Consider the following 17,056-nt stretch of genomic DNA (forward strand, 5'->3'; position numbering starts at 1 on the left):
GTGTACTTTTTCAGTGGCCTCCGCCTAAGCGCCAAGGAGACTCGCCGGAATGCCCGCAGAAAGCGAAGCGAATGTAGCGTAAATCAACAGCCAAGTTTAACAACAGTCTTAAATAAAGACTTAAGGTTATATAGAGGAATACAAAGCGCCTAAGGGGCTCTGCCAAGCGTAGTTGGACGGCTTGTTTCCCATACGGTGATTGCTGTTCCTACGAGCGTTGGCTATGGAGCTAACTTTAACGGCTTGTCAGCCTTACTGACCATGCTAAATTCATGTGCTTCTGGAATCAGTGTTGTGAATCAGCATGATCATGAGCATAAGCAAGACGATGGACATCACCCTGACCACGAGCATCATCATCACAGACATGAACATGACCATCATCATGTTCATCATCACAGTCACGATCATCACCATCGTGCTTATCAAGATATTGTCATGCTAATTGAAGATGCTGGCTTGTCCGAGCAAGTAAAGGAAACGGCACCCTTTCCAATCGATGGACAGTTAATGGAGAATAGCGGATTCCCAATGTAGTTGTTTCTCTAAATAATATATCCTTCATCCTATTTATGTTTTCCATAGAACAAAGAAGTCTTTAAATGTCTTTGTGCCTGCTCCATAACCGATTGACTTCACTGTCATTGCCGGAATGGCGCCGAATTCCTCAGAAAGAACGGAAACTATTGCTGCCCCTGTTGGTGTAGTAATTTCTAAAGGTAACAACAGAATGGGGACCTGTAACAGTGAAAGAGGGAATTCTCAATGGGCAAATCGTCCAGTCTGCCCCGGAGTTTGAGGAGTGTAAACAAATTGCACAACTTCATCATATTCCCTTAAAAAAAGTTTATGAGCAAGTCTGGAAGTCATTAAGTGAGGAAGGAAAGATTTTTGAATAACAGTTTATGAAAATAACGGCTGCAAATAAAAACGCAGCTGTTATTTTATAAGATTGGAAATAAACTGATACCCGCAATTAAAGTCTAATTTTGTCTAAAAATCGGAGAATTACATGCAAAATTCTCGAAAAAGGTTTATAATAGTTTAATAATTTACATAATTATTTTGGCAAAAAGGAGAGGAAAAAGTGATAGGGTTAATCATAATATTGATTTTGGTATTGTTCTTGCCTTTTTCAGTAAAAAAGGTAGAGCACAATTTAGAGGTTTTCCTTTTTATTATGGGGGTAGCCGCTGCTTTTATCAGCGGTATGATGGATAAACATTTAATCACTAAAGCCCTTGTCGATCCTATAAATATTACAATTGCTGTATTATTGGCCGGCTTAATTACAAAGTGGGCGCAAAGTCCGTTGGAAAAGTCTATTTTAGCGATGAGCAAATTATTGACACCAAGGATTTTTCTAGCATTAACAGTTATTGTTTTAGGATTAGCATCAAGCATTATCACAGCTATTATTGCTGCCATTGTTCTTGTTATTGTCATAAATGTCCTGCCGCTTGACAGGAAGTCTGAGATTCGATTTACGGTTTTAGCCTGTTTCGCCATCGGTTTAGGGGCAGCGCTTACACCGATTGGCGAACCTTTGTCTACTATTACAGTCAGTAAAATGAATGAAGATTTCTTCTATTTAATAGACTTAATTGGGGTTGAAGTAATCCCTGCAGTTATCATCTTTGGTATCTTATCTATGTTTCTTGTAAAACCACAGGAAAGTACTGATGGACTAAAGTCGGAAGAAAAAACAGAAAGCTATAAAGAAATTTTAATTCGTTCTGCTAAAATTTACTTATTCGTTATGGGTTTAACATTCCTTGGACATGGATTCGAACCGTTAATTAATGAGTATGTCCTTGGGCTCCACCCGATGATTTTATATTGGATAAACATGATTTCCGCTGTTCTAGATAATGCTACTCTTGCAGCAGCAGAAATTAGTCCTGCTATGGATGGCGAAACAATCCGTGCTATTTTACTTGGGCTTCTTATTAGCGGTGGAATGCTTATTCCTGGTAACATCCCAAACATTATTGCCGCAGGTAAGCTTAATATCACAAGTAAAGAATGGGCCAGATTCGGTGTTCCAGTCGGCCTTGTAACAATGCTTCTTTATTTTATTGTTCTTTTTGTATTTTATTAATGATTAGGTAGTTGTCCGGCTAGAGCATAGAAGCCGGACAACTAATTTTTTTTAATTATTCTTTTGCTTATTCCAGTGTGAATCACCTGACATCATATCGCTATATTCCTCAAACAACAAACTTCACTTAGATAAAACCAATCTTTCCTTTAATATACTTATGTTGAAGATCACAGTTATTCTTAAAATAAAAATGACATTTATTTAAGGGAAGTCCGTTATACCTTTCATCCTTTCTCAGTAATCAGTTCTTTTCTCCCAATTCAAAAGAAAATAATGGTAATTAATAATCATAATTTTCAGAATATATTGTTTTTATTTTGTAATCCTTATAAGATATAGCTAACAAATTACTCGGCCTAGAATAAGCATTCTTAAATGAATGCTAAATTAGAAACATAAATGTTTATTACATAGTGTCTATGAATTAGCTTTTTTCTTTATTTCTACAAGTTTACGTTTACTTTTTGTATTTATATATATCAGATTATTCTCAACTGGAACACGTATATTTACCAAAACAATTTTTGTACACATCACCTTAATTGTCCTGTCAGAATAAGAGATATTTAAATAGCAAGGAAGGAGGGGTTATTGCAATAAATAATTTGTTTGAAAGATGTTTCATTTATATTAAAAAGGGGGATTTGTCATGTCAAAAAAATGGCTAGCCCTAATAACAGGGAGTCTAGTTTTTGTTATTATTCTTGCAGTTCTATCCACGGTAAACAAAAGTACAGAAGAAGCTAGTATTCAAACAAAGGAACACGATGAAGTTAAAGAAATTGAAAATATGATTAAGGGTCCTGGAAAACGGGATGATTGGTTTATTAGTCAAAAAGTTTTTCCAAACAAAACACTCCCACAAGAAGCCTTTCAGAATGCTACTAAACAGGCAAAAAAATTGAAAGAGACAACGGTGAAGGAGTTACCAGAGCTTAAGAATGAAAAATGGACATTTATTGGGCCAAAGATTGTTGGTGGCAGGATTGTTGATATGGCCATTGATCCGAAACAAAAAGACACGGTATATGCAGCGGCTGCAACAGGAGGAGTTTGGAAAAGTGTTGATGCAGGAAAAACCTTTACTGCAGCCTGGGATGATAATAATACTCAATCGATGGGGGCTTTAGCTGTAACATCTGATGGAACACTTTATGCTGGTACCGGTGAAGCCAATCCAGGTGGTGGAAGTATCGTTTTTGGAGGAACAGGTATCTATAAATCAACAGATCAAGGGGATAATTGGGAATCCATTGGATTAAAAGACTCAGGAGCAATTGGAAGAATTGCAGTTGATCCGAAAAACCCACAGCAAATTTTCGTAGCAGCTGCAGGTCAGCTCTTTAATCCTGGGGGAGAACGAGGACTATATCGTTCACAAGATGGAGGAAAGACGTGGAATCGGGTTCTTAATGGGAAAAATAACACAACAGGAGCTGTAGATATAGCGATTGATCCAGAAAATCCAAAACGAATTTATGCAGCAATGTGGGATCATGTACGATATCCGAATAACCGAGTATACGGTGGCGAGGGGTCCGGTATATACCGTTCTAATGATGGTGGAAACACATGGGAGCAGCTGACAAATGGGCTTCCAGTTTCTGATAAAAATTTAGGACGTATCGGAATCGCACTTTCCCCAACACAGCCTGATCGCTTATACGCAATTACCATTAAATCAGATGGTTACTATGAAGGATTCTATATTTCAGAAAACGGCGGCGATTCATGGACAAAACAAGAAGTTTCGAGAACATTTTCAAATGCTCAATCTTCATTTGGCTGGTGGTTTGGCCGCATTTGGGTAGATCCAAACGATGAAAAGCACGTTTTTGTCGCAGGTGTAAACATGATGGAATCAAAAGACGGCGGAAAAACTTGGGCAAGTTCAAAAGGGATTCATGCAGATCAGCATGCTGTTGCATGGGATTCCAAACAACCGGGCCGGGTATATGTCGGAAATGATGGCGGTGTTTACCGTTCCGAGGAAAATGGTCTCGTCACTGGAAAGTGGGAAAAGGCCGTTGATTTACCAGCTACCCAATTTTATACAATGGATGTAAGTCAGCAGGATATCAAACGTATATCGGGTGGAACACAGGATAACGGATCGATTCGTTCTTGGGGAAAAGATGATTGGAATGAATATTATGGCGGCGATGGATTAAGAAATTTAATTAACTATAAGGATAAAGAAAAAGTTTACGCTTGTTATCAATATGGAAGCTGTGCTTGGTCTGAAGACGGGGGAAATACCATGACTTATTTTACCAATAAGACTGTATCTAATCGCCGTAACTGGTTAAGTCCACTTCTATTTGATCCCAATGACCCATCTATCATGTATTATGCAGGTAATCGTGTGAACCGTTCAACTGATGGCGGAAAAACGTGGGAGATAATAAGCCCAAGCCTAACAGAAGGGAAATCCGAAGATTCTTATCCGTACGGAACCATTACAACTGTCGCGGTTTCTAAGTCCAATGGAAAGGTGTTATATGCTGGGACGGATGATGGCCGTCTATGGAAAACTACTGATTTAGGGAAGAATTGGACAGAAATAATTAACAAGGTATTACCTAATCGCTGGGTTACACAGTTGAAAGTCGATGCCAAAAATGAAAATTATGTTTATGTAACCTTTTCAGGTTTCCGTAATGGCGAAGACAGCGCTCACGTCTTTAAGAGTGAGGATGGCGGGAATACTTGGGAGAACATAAGCGGCAATCTTCCGAATACACCTGTAAACAATCTGGTCATCGATCCTAAAAATCGTCATAATCTTTATATTGCTACAGACGTTGGCGTATTCATGACAAAGAATGACGGAAAGAAGTGGTACAGCTTAGGTTCAGGAATGCCATTGGCACCCGTTACAGACATAGTCATGCATGAACCAACAAACACCTTATTTGCCTCAACTTTTGGACGCGGGATATTCGAGATTAAGCTTAAATAAATATAGTGGGTGACAGTTTTTTTACCTGTCACCCAATTAATTATCCTTTAATGAATAAGCCTGCTTTCCTTCGCTTTCTGTTTTAAACGGCCGCCATATTTTTCAATCGGCTTTTTCAAAACAAGTCCAAATAATAATGTAACAATCGTGATAAATAGAAAGATCGTAAGATTCCTTTTAGCAACATCCCATTGAATTCCTCCGACTGCTTCCCGCATTAAGCTAATCGCGTAAGTAAAAGGCAAATAAGGATTTAGCTTTTGGAAAAAGACCGGCATTACTTGGACAGGAAAGGTTCCGCCGGCTCCTGAAATTTGCAGTACAAGAACCACAATTGCTAGTCCTTTCCCAACATTTCCAAAAATCGAAACTAGTGTATAGACGATTAAGGTAAATACGCTGCTGATCAGTAAACCAAAAATGAAAAACCACGGTTTCGCGGACACATACGTTTTTAACAGATAAATATCCCCTAATGTGACTATAATGGCCTGGCACAGAGCAATCGTTAAAAACGTAAGTAGTCTACCGGCATAAATATGATTCGGATGATAGTCTTCTGACAGCCCGTTTAATTCTACTGGAATCAAAGAAATTAACAGTGTGGCTCCAACCCATAATGATAAGGTAGTGAAAAATGGTGACATTGCCGAGCCGTAATTAGGGATTGGATATAGCCGTTTCTCCTTTAGTAAGACCGGTTCAGCAAAATAATCACTTTCTTTTTTTACATCATTCCGCAATAAATCAATGATTTCTCGAATATCCTCGGATTTTTCAAAGTTCTTGATCTGTTTGGTAAGTAAAATTATTTTTTGTTTAATCGCTGGAAAGTTTCGTTTGATTAGATCTATGTCTCTTTTGCCAATGGCAATTCCTCTTGAAGCATCAGTCAGGATTTTCTTTACTTGCGGAAGTGTTTGATCCGCTTTTGTGAAAAATTCACTGGTTTTGATTGGAACATTTTTTGCTGTTTCGCTAATATTTTTAATTTTTGGTGCGATATCGGAATCGTACCGATTTAATATTTGACCAGCATGTGTTGAAGCATTTTTGGCCAGCTGGTTCGTTTGCTCCAATAATTCCTGCGTAGAAGCATTGAATGCTTGAAGTGTTTTTAAATTTTGTAATAGCTTTTCTAAATGATCTCTCTGTTCAATAAGATTTGAAATTTCACTGTCAAAGAAAGCATTACCCGAGATATGGTTTAATTGATTGAATAGCTCAATCACCAGTGTTTGGATTTTTATCAGACCGTTTAGGCGTGTGATGGTTTCCTGTATCGCCTTTTTTTTGTCATCTTCACTAATATTGTCTGCAAGCAGGAGTCCTGTTAATTGTTCAACAGTTCCTGCTGCCGTTTTTAAATAGGTTAGGTTTTGTTTAACAGCAGGGACAAGGTCAGCAAACGCGCCCTTATTTTCCTCAAGGAACTGTGTAATTCCTTCGGAAATTCCGCGAGCATGATCAATAACATATTCAGCGGTTTCAATATTTTTTTGTAAACCGGCAATGATCATTTGAGCTTGAGTTGTATCAGCATCAGCTGTAGTGATAAGCTTTTCTGTTTCAGACAAATGATCATTCAGCCAAAAAATCATCATCTTTAGTTTTTCAATATTGGGCAGGTTTTTTTGAAGCTCAATTCCGAGCTGGTTAAATATATCAAATATCACCCCGTTGGCTGTTTTAATAAAATTCTTACTAACCTCTTCCTTTATCCCGCTTGCCCCTTTACTGGTGATTTTCGGAGCGATGGCATTTATTTTTTCATTTACGGTATAAATAAGTTCTGGCTTTTTGGGTTGATCACTTAAAACAGTCGCAAATTTAGCGGAGAAATCATTTGGTATCATGATGCTGGCGAAATACTTTCCCGTTTTTACACCTTCGTTTGCTTCGGCTGTTTTGACAAATTTCCACCCTAATGACTTATTTTTCTCCAATGATGTGATGATTTCATTTCCAATATTAATACTTCTGCCTCTTAAAATCGCTCCTTCATCGTTATTTGTAACGGCAATGGGAATCCCTTTTGTATTGCTGTACGGGTCCCAGGAAGCTTTTATGTTTAACCAGGCATAAAGAGAGGGAAGGAATATTAACGCGATGATAATAATTGCTGCTGCCCAATTTTTGGTGATACTTAGTAAATCATCCCTAAAGATTATAAAGACCTTTTTCACTTACATAAACCACCTAATCCTCTTATTTCCTTTTATTATTTGTTTAATGGTAAAGATGATACCCATAGGAGGGAAGGGAAAAAAGGAAGAGACAGAAATTTGTCAAAAACATGTGAATAAAAAATGAAAACTATTGTTTTTTACTATTATTGGGTTAAAAATTTTTTATAATATGGGTATAGAAAAGAGGAGGTATGAGTAATGAATATCACCACTATTATTGAATTGCAAAATCACGAAGTCGAAGCAATAGCCGGAGCAAAATTAGTTTTTGCGCAGGAACAAATTGAAGAAAATATCATAGAAACATGTGTGGAATGCTTTCAGCCGGAGGATTCAGACGAATCTCTTACAACGGAAGAAGCGATGGAAAAAGTCTTTAACAGCCTGCAGCAGCAAGGGATTATTCCGCCAAGCGTGATGGATTTCTCTTTTGAAATGCCTTCTTGTGAACGGTTAAGGAGAAAAAACGATCAGGAAGCAGATGTACCGCAGAAGGTCATTCTTACATTTATGGCATAAAAGAAGTTCTTCGGAGCTTCTTTTTCTTTAGATCCTGTTAATTTCAGGTAAACGGTGAAATAGTAATAAATGTGATACGACTCACTTAGTTGAAAATGATTTTCAATTACACTTAAAGCAGAATAACAAAAGGAGGAATTATAAATGGAGAAAAACTCAATGAAAGCTTTTATGGAATACAGTGAAGAGAAATTTACCAAAAGGATTATTTATAAAAAAGGGGAAACAACGGCCTTTGTCTTAAACTTCCTGCCTGGACAGTCACTCCCTGCACATAAGCATCCGGGAACCGAGGTATATCTATACGTAATTACCGGTAACGGCACTATTATCACAGACGGAAAGGAATCTGAAGTGTCCGAAGCAGATCTAATCCATGTTAACAGAGAAGAAGAAATGTCTTTTAAAAACAGCGGTAATGAACCGCTTAGCCTATATGTGGTATTAAGCAAAATCCCAAGCGAGCAATATGCTAAAAATGTCTAATAAAAAAGCCAGTGTCAAGCTGGCTTTTTTCGATGCTCCGGAACGCTTTTATGTTTTAAACCGAAAAACCACCAATTCCAATCACCAAGAAGCTTCATTAATGAAGGAACAAGAACCATCCTTACGATTGTTGCGTCAATAAATATCGCGATGGCAATACCCACACCTAATTGCTTGACAGGCATAACGCCCGTGAAGGCAAAGGCACCTGTAACCACAATCATGATTGCTGCTGCCGATGTGATAATTTTACTTGTATGGGTTAAACCGGAAATCGTCGCTAGACTGTTATCACCTGTTTTAAGGTAAAATTCCTGTATCCGCGAAATCAGAAAGACCTCATAATCCATTGATAGCCCAAAAACAAGGGTAAATACAAATACTGGCAGGACTAAGGCAATATGAACAGGTGAAATCCCAAGGTGTCCTTCTTGAAAAATCCAGACGACAATCCCAAAGGTACAGCCTAAGCTTAAAATATTCATTAAAATCGCTTTAATCGGAATGAGAACCGAATGAAACGCTCCCATCAAAATAATAAGCGTTGAAACTACTATTAGCAGCAACCCGTAAGGAGCTTTTTTATAAATTTCCGCAAATATTTCCTGTTCAAATTTAATCGGCCCGCCAAATGAAACTTTTACATCCAAATGTCGATTTGACCAATCGCTGACCCACTTGCGTGCTTTTGCTGAATGTTCGCCTGTTTTTAAGTAAACTTCAACCAACATTTTATCATTCGAGATAAAGTGATTTATGACAGGAGCTACCTTTGACTGGTCACTAAATTCTAATATCTGTGAAAGCTGTTTTGCATCCTTTGCGCTTAGAGCAGAAAAAGGTGAGTCCACAGTAAAAACAAGTTTATCCTTTTCAAGCTTATCAATTGTCTTCCAAATCATGTTGAGATTGTCTTGTTCTAACACATTACCATTTGTTTCAAGAATGATCGATACCTTTTTTTGGTCACGTTTTTCTTTGGCTATAAACTGGTCTTGAAATGTTTCTAACGCAACTCTGGAAGGATAGCTTGAAGGCAGAGAATCAGTTCCAGGGATGTTTAAAATCATTTCCTTAACTGGAATTAACCCCGTTAACAAAATGGCTAGGGCTGCAATTGTCATAATGACAGGCCGCCTCATCACAAACTCAGAAAACGTATGCCACATACTTGTTTGCTGGTCTTTCACCCGAAGTACACTGAATTTGTTAATCTTTTCCCCAATAATCCCCAGTAATGCCGGGAGAAAGGTTAAGGCAGAGAAAACGGAAACAAAAATAACAGTCATCCCGCCAAGAGCTACATTTTGAAAAATATCAATTTGAATAAACCAAAGTCCTGATAATCCAATAAACACACAAAGCCCCGAAAAAATAATCGAACGGCCGGCAGTAGCAACAGTAACTTCAATCGCTTGTCTTACCGGTTTATGCTTCAATTCCTCTTTATAGCGGTTAATAAACAGCAAGGCAAAGTCAATGCTTAAAGCCAGACCAATCATTGGAATAATATTTAATATAAAAATCGTTAAATCTGCACGATAACTAAAAAAGTATACAATGCCCATTGTGGTTAAAATCGAGATAACACCGATGACAATTGGAAGTGCGGCTGCTATGATACTGCCAAAAGCAAGAATTAACACAATTAAAGCAATTGGCAGCCCTATCATTTCTGCTTTAGCAAGGTCCTCTTGACTAGCACTATTAAGGTCTTTGACAATTACTGGTTCTCCAGTCATTGTGACTTTTAAGCCATCCTTGTTTTTCAACTTCGTATGTAATTGGTCAATTTCTTTTCCTAGGCTTTCTGCTTTTTTATCAAAGGCTATAAGGCCGTAAGCATAGTTTTCTTTCACCATCCCGGGACGGTCAAGTGGAGAAGTCATTTTTTCGGCAGCATCAAAGCCCTTTAAGTTGTTAAAAGTATCTTTAATATACGCGGTGAACTTTTCAGAACTTACATTTCTGTCTTTTTCAAAAACTAAAATTATGGATGATTTTGGCTGTCCAAATTCCTTTTCCAGTATCTTTCGTGTTTCATTGTATTCACCCTTATATTCAAAGCCATTCCCGCTTAAAACAGAAGGCAGCCTTAATGCAAAAAAGCCTAAAAGAAAGATAATGGCAATCCAAAATATAAGGACCCATTTTCGATATTGATAAATATATCCACCCAATTTCTGCATGTTCAAGCCTCCTTTAAAGGAAACAAATTCCTCCTACCATTATACAAAAGAAATCCCAAATAGACAGACTTTATTATGTCTTTTTATAATCAAATAACTTTCCATAACTTTTCCCTTAATCTAAATATAAAATACAAAATATCAGAAGACTAAATTTGTTATTCGGAAATAAAATAATAATGGAACCGCTTGCCATTCTTTGTTATAGTTACTTTGTAAAATAATCAACGTATTATTTGGAGGTTGTTTAGATGACACAAAATATTGCCAGAATGATTGACCATACATTATTAAAACCAGAAGCAACAAAGGAACAAGTCGTTAAATTAGTCAATGAAGCAAAGGAATATTCGTTTGCATCCGTTTGTATTAACCCGGCATGGGTACGCATAGCTGCAGAACTGCTCGCTGATACTCCAGATGTTAAGGTTTGTACAGTGATCGGTTTTCCACTTGGGGCAACAACACCTGAAACAAAGGCATTTGAAACAAAAAATGCAATTGAAAATGGAGCATCTGAAGTGGATATGGTCATTAACATCGGTGCATTAAAGGACAAGCAGGATGAAAAAGTGGAAAATGATATCCGCAGTGTTGTAGAAGCAGCGAAAGGAAAAGCGTTAGTAAAAGTTATTATTGAAACTTGCCTATTAACGGATGAAGAGAAAATAAGAGCGTGTGAGCTTTCTGTTAAAGCTGGAGCTGATTTTGTTAAAACTTCAACAGGATTCTCCACCGGCGGGGCAACTGTCGAAGATATCCGGTTGATGCGTAAAACTGTCGGTCCTGAAATCGGGGTAAAAGCATCTGGAGGCGTCCGCAGCCGGGAAGATGCCCTGGCGATGATTGAGGCAGGTGCAACCCGAATTGGAGCAAGTTCAGGTGTAGCTATTTGCAATGGTGAGGTTTCCAATAGTAGTTATTAAGCAAAATACTGCCATAAAAAAACAGGGTTCTCCTCTTTCGGGAGGGACCCTGTTTTTTTTTTTGTACCTAAAAGAAAAGGTGTAAAATAAAATAAGAAATTGCCGCTATTAAAGCAGATATTGGAAGGGTGATAACCCATGTTATCAACATACGCTGGGCTGTATCCCATTTAACCCCTTTTAAACGATGAGAAGCCCCTACACCGAGAATCCCTGAAGAAATAACATGTGTTGTACTTACAGGTAAATGGATGTAAGTAGCCCCGAAAATAATGGCCGCACCTGTTAAATCAGCCGCAACACCGTTGATTGGACGAATTTTCATGATTTTTCCGCCAACTGTTTTAATGATTTTCCAGCCCCCGATAGAAGTTCCAAGACCCATTGCAGCCGCACAGGAAAATTGAACCCAGAAAGGGACATCAGCGTTATGCGGGAGATATTGGTTGGCTATCAGGGCCAATGTAATAATACCCATTGATTTCTGAGCATCGTTCGTACCATGAGAATAGGATTGCAGTGCCGCCGTTGCAATTTGAATATAACGGAAATTTCGATTTGTTTTGGTTAGATTGGCATTCTTAAAAACGACTTTAAAAATACTGTAAATGATGAAACCGACAACAAATGCAAGAATAGGTGAAATAATGAGTGCTTGAAGGATTTTTAAAAATCCAGTATAGTTAAGGACATTTAACCCTTCAGCCGCAATTGCTGCACCGGCAATTGATCCAATTAGTGCATGGGAGGAACTGCTCGGGATACCGTAATACCACGTAATCAAGTTCCACGCAATCGCGGAAATTAATGCTGCTAAAATAACGATTGAACCATGCTCAAGCATAAATGGGTCAACAATATCTTTAGAAATTGTTTTAGCAACACCAGTAAATGTCAAGGCACCAACAAAATTCATTATTGCTGCTAACATAATTGCTTGTCTAGGTCTTAAGGCTTTAGTAGAAACAGAAGTTGCAATTGCATTTGCCGTATCATGGAATCCATTAATAAAGTCAAATGCAAGAGCACCTATTACAATTAAAATGGTCAAAATCAATATCGCGCTCATAAATAAGCTCCTTATGCATTTTTCATGATAATGGATTCAAGAGTATTGGCAACTGTCTGGCAGCTGTCCGCAATATTCTCAAGGTTTTCATAGATCTCTTTATATTGAATAATGCGAATCGGATCTTTTTCGATGTTAAATAAATTTTTAATGGACTGTCTTAAAATATTATCACACTGAGATTCGTAATCCTTTATTTTAATGGCATGCTCTCTTAATTGTGGAAGTTTTTTATTCGACAACAACTCGATTGCTTTATCGATTTCCAGAACGCTTTTATGAATTGCGTCTACGAATTTTTTCATAAACTCATCAGCCTGGGTGATGGAATACATTTCAAACAATGCAGCAGTAGCTTCCAAACCATCAATAACATCATCCATCGTCATAGCAAGTGCAAGGATGTCCTCGCGTTCAATTGGAGTAATAAAGGCATCGTTTAGTTCCTTTATAATTTCGTGAACAAACGTGTCTCCCTTTGATTCATATTCCTTCATTTTCTCAGAGAAAATTTTTAAATCACTGACGTTTTTTAATTCATAATCTGTAAAAAATTGAGAACCTTCTTTTAAATTTACTGAAATATTATTGAGCAAATTGTAAAATTTATCATGTTTCTTAGCCATAATTGGTACCTCCATCTTTAAATAAATAATGCCTAAATTAACTTCATTATTTTATCGGAAAATTGTCGAAGAATGAAACAAATCTTAACTAAATTTACAAAAACTTAACATTAGAATTTTCTGAATTTTACTTTCTGCCTATAATTTTTACATATTTTATGTTACTTTTTCCTTTAAATTTTAATTTATGTGAATGGGATTTCAAAAATTTTTATGAGTATAAAAAATAAAATTGGGTAATTTAAAATGTATAGACAGGAAGAAAGGATTTTCTTTCGTCTTAGATTTGCTCAGACGCTTATCGAGTAAGTGAAATACCGAATACTGAAAAGGAGTGTTCTTACATGAGCTTTATTTGGTCTTTAATTATCGGCGGGATTATTGGATGGTTAGCAGGTCTAATTGTAGGAAGAAATATTCCTGGGGGCATTATAGGTAATATTATTGCAGGATTTGTTGGTGCATGGCTGGGAACAGCTGTTTTAGGAAACTGGGGACCGCATGTAGCTGATTTTGCGATTATCCCTGCAATAATTGGTGCGGCAGTTTTAGTACTCCTGCTGAGCTTCATTATGAGAGCCTTCCGGAAAGCAGATTAACAATATAAAATGGATGATAAAAGCCTCCTGAATCAGGAGGCTTTTAAAGTGAGTAAATATCGATATTCTTAAATATCTCAGGTTTGTCCAAAAAAGGAGCAAAGCATTCGATTTTTTCATGTGTAAAGGGGTGGCAGAATTCAAGCTTCGCTGCGTGAAGAGCCTGCCTATTGACAGTAGGTTTTCCATTGTAAAGTGTATCGCCTGCTAATGGGTGTCCTATAGACTGCAGATGAACTCGAATTTGATGGGTTCTTCCGCTTTCCAGCCAGCATTTTACGTATGATACCATTCTTTCTTTATCTTCTTTTATCACCTGGAAGTGAGTAAGGGCGGACTGTCCTGTAGGAGAAACTCTCCTTTTTGTAGGATGATGGCGATCCCGGCCAATCGGTGAATCGATCAATCCTTTTTTCTTTCGCAGAAGTCCTTCCGCCATCGCCAAATATGTTCGTTTGATTTCTCGTTTAACAAGCATTTTATCTAAGATTGCTCCGGCCAAAGCGTGTTTTGCAAATAAAATGGCCCCGGTTGTATCCCGGTCTAAACGATGTACTTGCCGGACGTTCCTCACTTCACCATTTGAAAGTAAATAAAATTGAACAGCATTTATAAGCGTTTCTTCATCTTCCTTTTGTTCATTGGGATGTGTTTTCATAAAAGGAGGTTTGTTTATCACTATTAGGTGATCATCTTCGTAAAGAACCTCTATTGCATGAAAGTAAGGAGTGATGAAGACTTTTTCTTCTTCAAAGAGTCGAATTTGTAGTTTTGAACCTTTAGAAAGAGGATTATTCCAATTGAAATCTTTCCCATCAACTTGAACACTTTTTGACATCCGGAAAGAATGAGTTAGTTTTTTAGGAACATCCCATTCCGTGCGAAACAGCTCCTCAATTGTCTTTCCTTCCCACCTAGTTGGGATGATTAGTTGGAACCATTCTCCGAAACGCATTGTCTTCTCCATAATATCTCCTTTGTCTCCACTAATTACCACCGTTACGGCAATCTTAATTATGTTATTCTTATCATATATATAATGAGAGAAAAAAGCGATGGCAAGGGTGGGTTTTAAGTGAAAATAGTTTTTGCCTCGACTCAAAGTCAAGAGCAAGAAATCTGTGATCTTGTAAGATATATTTATTCCAATATTTTTCCGCTTTACTTTACCGATGATGAGATTTCACAGTTTGAACAACTAAAAGTATTGCACATATCCAAAAAACAGTTCGATGAGATTGGTACATTAAAGGATGCATTTCAGGTTATGACAAGTATCCAAACAGTGATCTCTATTCTTGAGTCATCTCATTTGAATCAACAGTATTCAGAGGTATTCAATAAAAATGCGGATAATTTGAATGAATTAGGATTGTTTTTTCCTTTTGAATTCGAGCAATTTGAAGCTGCAAAAAATATGAAACCAATAATGTTAAGTATATATTCAAAAGCGGATAATGAACTTCTCATTTAGAAAAAGCCTTGATTAATGGCTTTTTCTTTTTTTATTATTTGGTAAAATGGTATTGGTATTGATGGATTGAAATTTTTTGCAAAAAATTGTCGGTTAATTTCGGGAAAGTTTTAAAGGAGTTACCTAATAAAACTTAGAAAGAATAATACAGTACATAAAAACTGGAGGGGACTATTGGATGAATTGGAAAACGGCGGCAAAAAGCTGGATGGAATTTATAGAATTAGATCGAGAATTAAAGCAGCAATTAGACCAATTAAAAAAAGATGAAAGACATTTAGAAGAAGCTTTTTATAAGAATTTAGAATTTGGTACAGGCGGCATGCGCGGTGAAATCGGCGTGGGAACAAACCGTATGAATATCTATACCGTCCGGAAGGCTTCGGCAGGACTTGCCTCATACATAGAGCAATTTGGTGATGAAGCTAAAAAACAAGGTGTTGTCATTGCCTTTGATTCACGTCATAAATCTCCGGAATTTGCAATGGAAGCAGCGAAGACTTTAGCTTCTAGAGGTATTCAAACATATGTTTTTGATGAGCTAAGACCAACGCCAGAACTGTCTTTTGCTTTAAGGCATCTAAATGCCTTTTCTGGAATTGTCGTTACTGCCAGCCACAATCCACCGGAATATAACGGTTATAAAGTATATGGTTCGGATGGCGGGCAGTTGCCTCCAAAAGAAGCCGATGAACTAATCGTAAAGGTAAATGAAATCGAAAATGAATTATTAATCGAAGTTAAGAGCGAAGATAAATTACGCACTTTAGGTCTTATCAAAACAATTGGTTCAGAGATTGATCAAGCCTATATAGAAAAATTAAAAACAATTTCTGAAAATCCGGGACTTGCTGAAGAAACAGATATAAAGATTGTATTTACTCCGTTACATGGAACTGCTAATAAGCCAGTCCGTGAAGCATTAGCCGCTTTAGGCTATAAAAACGTTTCGGTGGTAAAAGAACAGGAATTGCCGGATCCTAATTTTTCAACTGTAAAAAGCCCGAATCCGGAAGAACACGCTGCCTTTGAATTAGCGATTCGCGACGGAAAAAAGATAGAAGCGGATATCTTAATCGCCACTGACCCAGATGCAGATCGTTTAGGAATTGCCGTAAAAAACAATGAAGGAGAATATGTTGTTCTAACAGGAAATCAAACTGGCGCTTTACTCCTTGATTACCTTCTAACACAGAAAGAGGAAAAAAGAACCCTGCCACAAAATGGAGTTGTCTTAAAAACGATTGTAACTTCGGAGATTGGAAGAAAGATTGCATCCGCTTACCAATTAGAAACGGTGAATGTTTTAACCGGCTTTAAATTTATTGCTGAAAAAATTAAGCAATATGAATCAAGCGGCGAGAATACATTCTTATTTGGTTATGAGGAATCATATGGCTATTTAATTGGTGATTTTGCTAGGGATAAAGACGCTGTTCAAGCTGCGCTGTTAGCAACGGAGGTTTGTGCTTATTATAAAAAACAAGAAATGTCTCTATATGATGGTTTAATGAGAGTTTTTGAAAAATATGGTTTTTATCAAGAAGGCCTTCGTTCTTTAACTCTTAAAGGGAAAGAAGGAGCCGAAAAGATCCAGCGAATTTTGTCTTCCTTCCGCAGTGAACCGTTAACAAGTTTAGGTACACTAAAAACTACAGTGACAGAAGATTATTTAACTGGGAAACGAGTTACGAATGAGGGCGAGGAGAACATTGCCTTACCTAAATCCAATGTCTTGAAATATACGTTTGAAGATGGAACGTGGGTTTGTTTGAGACCGTCTGGGACAGAGCCAAAGGTTAAATTTTACTTTGGGGTAAATAGCAACAGCCTCGATAAGAGCAAAGCAAAGCTTGAGGAAATTGAAAAAAATTTCATGGCGTTAGTGGAACAAAAAATACAATTGGTTTAAA

Annotated in this window: 16 protein-coding genes and 2 pseudogenes; 10 read left to right on the forward strand and 8 right to left on the reverse strand. The window is 37.3% G+C overall.

Annotated features, from left to right (window positions below):
• Positions 1-153: 153 nt before the first annotated feature.
• Positions 154-300: pseudogene (locus IE222_RS20325) on the forward strand (nickel pincer cofactor biosynthesis protein LarB); the annotation flags it as partial.
• Here the strand turns inward: IE222_RS20325 and IE222_RS26975 are convergent.
• The 3 genes and pseudogenes from IE222_RS26975 to larC form a co-directional block, all read right to left on the reverse strand.
• Complete coding sequence (locus IE222_RS26975) at positions 271-411, reverse strand: hypothetical protein (protein WP_191276012.1); 141 nt, start codon at positions 409-411, stop codon at positions 271-273. The pseudogene IE222_RS20325 and the gene IE222_RS26975 overlap by 30 nt on opposite strands.
• A 76-nt stretch (positions 412-487) precedes the next feature.
• Positions 488-568 (reverse strand): annotated as a pseudogene (locus IE222_RS26980) (nickel pincer cofactor biosynthesis protein LarC2); the annotation flags it as partial.
• A gap of 2 nt (positions 569-570) precedes the next feature.
• Positions 571-726, reverse strand: coding sequence for a nickel insertion protein (larC, locus tag IE222_RS26845; RefSeq protein ID WP_308435615.1), 156 nt, complete (start codon positions 724-726; stop codon positions 571-573).
• 20 nt (positions 727-746) lie between these two features.
• On the opposite strand from larC, the gene IE222_RS20345 reads away from it, so the two are divergent.
• The 3 genes from IE222_RS20345 to IE222_RS20355 all read left to right on the forward strand — a co-directional run bounded on the left by IE222_RS20345 (position 747) and on the right by IE222_RS20355 (position 5,066).
• The gene (locus IE222_RS20345; protein ID WP_191276015.1) at positions 747-899 is read left to right on the forward strand and encodes a hypothetical protein; all 153 of its coding nucleotides are present in this window, start codon (positions 747-749) and stop codon (positions 897-899) included.
• A gap of 188 nt (positions 900-1,087) precedes the next feature.
• The gene (locus IE222_RS20350) at positions 1,088-2,101 is read left to right on the forward strand and encodes a DUF1646 family protein (protein WP_191276017.1); all 1,014 of its coding nucleotides are present in this window, start codon (positions 1,088-1,090) and stop codon (positions 2,099-2,101) included.
• A gap of 652 nt (positions 2,102-2,753) precedes the next feature.
• Positions 2,754-5,066 carry a WD40/YVTN/BNR-like repeat-containing protein gene (locus IE222_RS20355; RefSeq protein ID WP_191276019.1) on the forward strand — a complete coding sequence of 771 codons (2,313 nt, stop codon included), beginning with the start codon at positions 2,754-2,756 and terminating at the stop codon, positions 5,064-5,066.
• A 47-nt stretch (positions 5,067-5,113) separates the two neighbouring features.
• Here IE222_RS20355 and IE222_RS20360 read toward each other — a convergent pair whose 3' ends face one another.
• Positions 5,114-7,252 carry a YhgE/Pip domain-containing protein gene (locus IE222_RS20360; protein ID WP_191276021.1) on the reverse strand — a complete coding sequence of 713 codons (2,139 nt, stop codon included), beginning with the start codon at positions 7,250-7,252 and terminating at the stop codon, positions 5,114-5,116.
• 201 nt (positions 7,253-7,453) lie between these two features.
• On the opposite strand from IE222_RS20360, the gene IE222_RS20365 reads away from it, so the two are divergent.
• Both IE222_RS20365 and IE222_RS20370 read left to right on the forward strand, forming a co-directional pair.
• Positions 7,454-7,774, forward strand: a complete 321-nt coding sequence (locus IE222_RS20365; protein WP_191276023.1) for a hypothetical protein — start codon at positions 7,454-7,456, stop codon at positions 7,772-7,774.
• 144 nt (positions 7,775-7,918) lie between these two features.
• A complete protein-coding gene (locus tag IE222_RS20370; protein ID WP_191276024.1) occupies positions 7,919-8,260 on the forward strand; it encodes a cupin domain-containing protein in 342 nt (113 codons plus the stop codon).
• A 14-nt stretch (positions 8,261-8,274) separates the two neighbouring features.
• Here the strand turns inward: IE222_RS20370 and IE222_RS20375 are convergent, their stop codons facing one another.
• Positions 8,275-10,449 (reverse strand): MMPL family transporter, encoded by a 2,175-nt coding sequence (locus IE222_RS20375; protein ID WP_191276026.1) that lies wholly within the window; start codon positions 10,447-10,449, stop codon positions 8,275-8,277.
• 251 nt (positions 10,450-10,700) lie between these two features.
• On the opposite strand from IE222_RS20375, the gene deoC reads away from it, so the two are divergent.
• Positions 10,701-11,375: a deoxyribose-phosphate aldolase gene (gene deoC, locus IE222_RS20380; RefSeq protein WP_191276027.1), complete on the forward strand. Its 675-nt coding sequence runs from the start codon at positions 10,701-10,703 to the stop codon at positions 11,373-11,375.
• Positions 11,376-11,442: 67 nt separating this feature from the next.
• Here the strand turns inward: deoC and IE222_RS20385 are convergent, their stop codons facing one another.
• Together IE222_RS20385 and IE222_RS20390 are read right to left on the reverse strand one after the other, a co-directional pair.
• Positions 11,443-12,444, reverse strand: a complete 1,002-nt coding sequence (locus IE222_RS20385; protein ID WP_191276028.1) for an inorganic phosphate transporter — start codon at positions 12,442-12,444, stop codon at positions 11,443-11,445.
• 11 nt (positions 12,445-12,455) lie between these two features.
• Entirely contained in the window at positions 12,456-13,073 is a 618-nt protein-coding gene (locus tag IE222_RS20390) for a DUF47 domain-containing protein (RefSeq protein ID WP_191276118.1), read from the reverse strand.
• Positions 13,074-13,414: 341 nt separating this feature from the next.
• Between IE222_RS20390 and IE222_RS20395 the strand changes: the two genes are divergently transcribed.
• The gene (locus IE222_RS20395; RefSeq protein WP_191276029.1) at positions 13,415-13,669 is read left to right on the forward strand and encodes a GlsB/YeaQ/YmgE family stress response membrane protein; all 255 of its coding nucleotides are present in this window, start codon (positions 13,415-13,417) and stop codon (positions 13,667-13,669) included.
• A 43-nt stretch (positions 13,670-13,712) separates the two neighbouring features.
• On the opposite strand, the gene IE222_RS20400 is transcribed toward IE222_RS20395, so the two are convergent.
• Entirely contained in the window at positions 13,713-14,636 is a 924-nt protein-coding gene (locus IE222_RS20400; RefSeq protein WP_191276030.1) for an RluA family pseudouridine synthase, read from the reverse strand.
• Between the two features lie 108 nt (positions 14,637-14,744).
• On the opposite strand from IE222_RS20400, the gene IE222_RS20405 reads away from it, so the two are divergent.
• Together IE222_RS20405 and IE222_RS20410 are read left to right on the forward strand one after the other, a co-directional pair.
• The gene (locus IE222_RS20405) at positions 14,745-15,143 is read left to right on the forward strand and encodes a DUF5365 family protein (RefSeq protein WP_191276031.1); all 399 of its coding nucleotides are present in this window, start codon (positions 14,745-14,747) and stop codon (positions 15,141-15,143) included.
• A gap of 178 nt (positions 15,144-15,321) precedes the next feature.
• Positions 15,322-17,055, forward strand: coding sequence for a phospho-sugar mutase (locus IE222_RS20410; protein WP_191276032.1), 1,734 nt, complete (start codon positions 15,322-15,324; stop codon positions 17,053-17,055).
• Position 17,056 lies beyond the last annotated feature (1 nt).

The organism is Neobacillus kokaensis (assembly GCF_014656545.1).
Lineage (GTDB): Bacteria > Bacillota > Bacilli > Bacillales > Cytobacillaceae > Neobacillus > Neobacillus kokaensis.

Bases quoted from the DNA above. Each gene is read 5' to 3' on its own strand.
- IE222_RS26975 (WP_191276012.1), bottom strand. From the start codon at position 411: ATGATCGTGACTGTGATGATGAACATGATGATGGTCATGTTCATGTCT.
- IE222_RS20355 (WP_191276019.1), top strand. From the start codon at position 2,754: ATGTCAAAAAAATGGCTAGCCCTAATAACAGGGAGTCTAGTTTTTGTT.
- IE222_RS20365 (WP_191276023.1), top strand. From the start codon at position 7,454: ATGAATATCACCACTATTATTGAATTGCAAAATCACGAAGTCGAAGCA.
- IE222_RS20370 (WP_191276024.1), top strand. From the start codon at position 7,919: ATGGAGAAAAACTCAATGAAAGCTTTTATGGAATACAGTGAAGAGAAA.
- IE222_RS20375 (WP_191276026.1), bottom strand. From the start codon at position 10,449: ATGCAGAAATTGGGTGGATATATTTATCAATATCGAAAATGGGTCCTT.
- deoC (WP_191276027.1), top strand. From the start codon at position 10,701: ATGACACAAAATATTGCCAGAATGATTGACCATACATTATTAAAACCA.
- IE222_RS20385 (WP_191276028.1), bottom strand. From the start codon at position 12,444: ATGAGCGCGATATTGATTTTGACCATTTTAATTGTAATAGGTGCTCTT.
- IE222_RS20395 (WP_191276029.1), top strand. From the start codon at position 13,415: ATGAGCTTTATTTGGTCTTTAATTATCGGCGGGATTATTGGATGGTTA.
- IE222_RS20400 (WP_191276030.1), bottom strand. From the start codon at position 14,636: ATGGAGAAGACAATGCGTTTCGGAGAATGGTTCCAACTAATCATCCCA.
- IE222_RS20410 (WP_191276032.1), top strand. From the start codon at position 15,322: ATGAATTGGAAAACGGCGGCAAAAAGCTGGATGGAATTTATAGAATTA.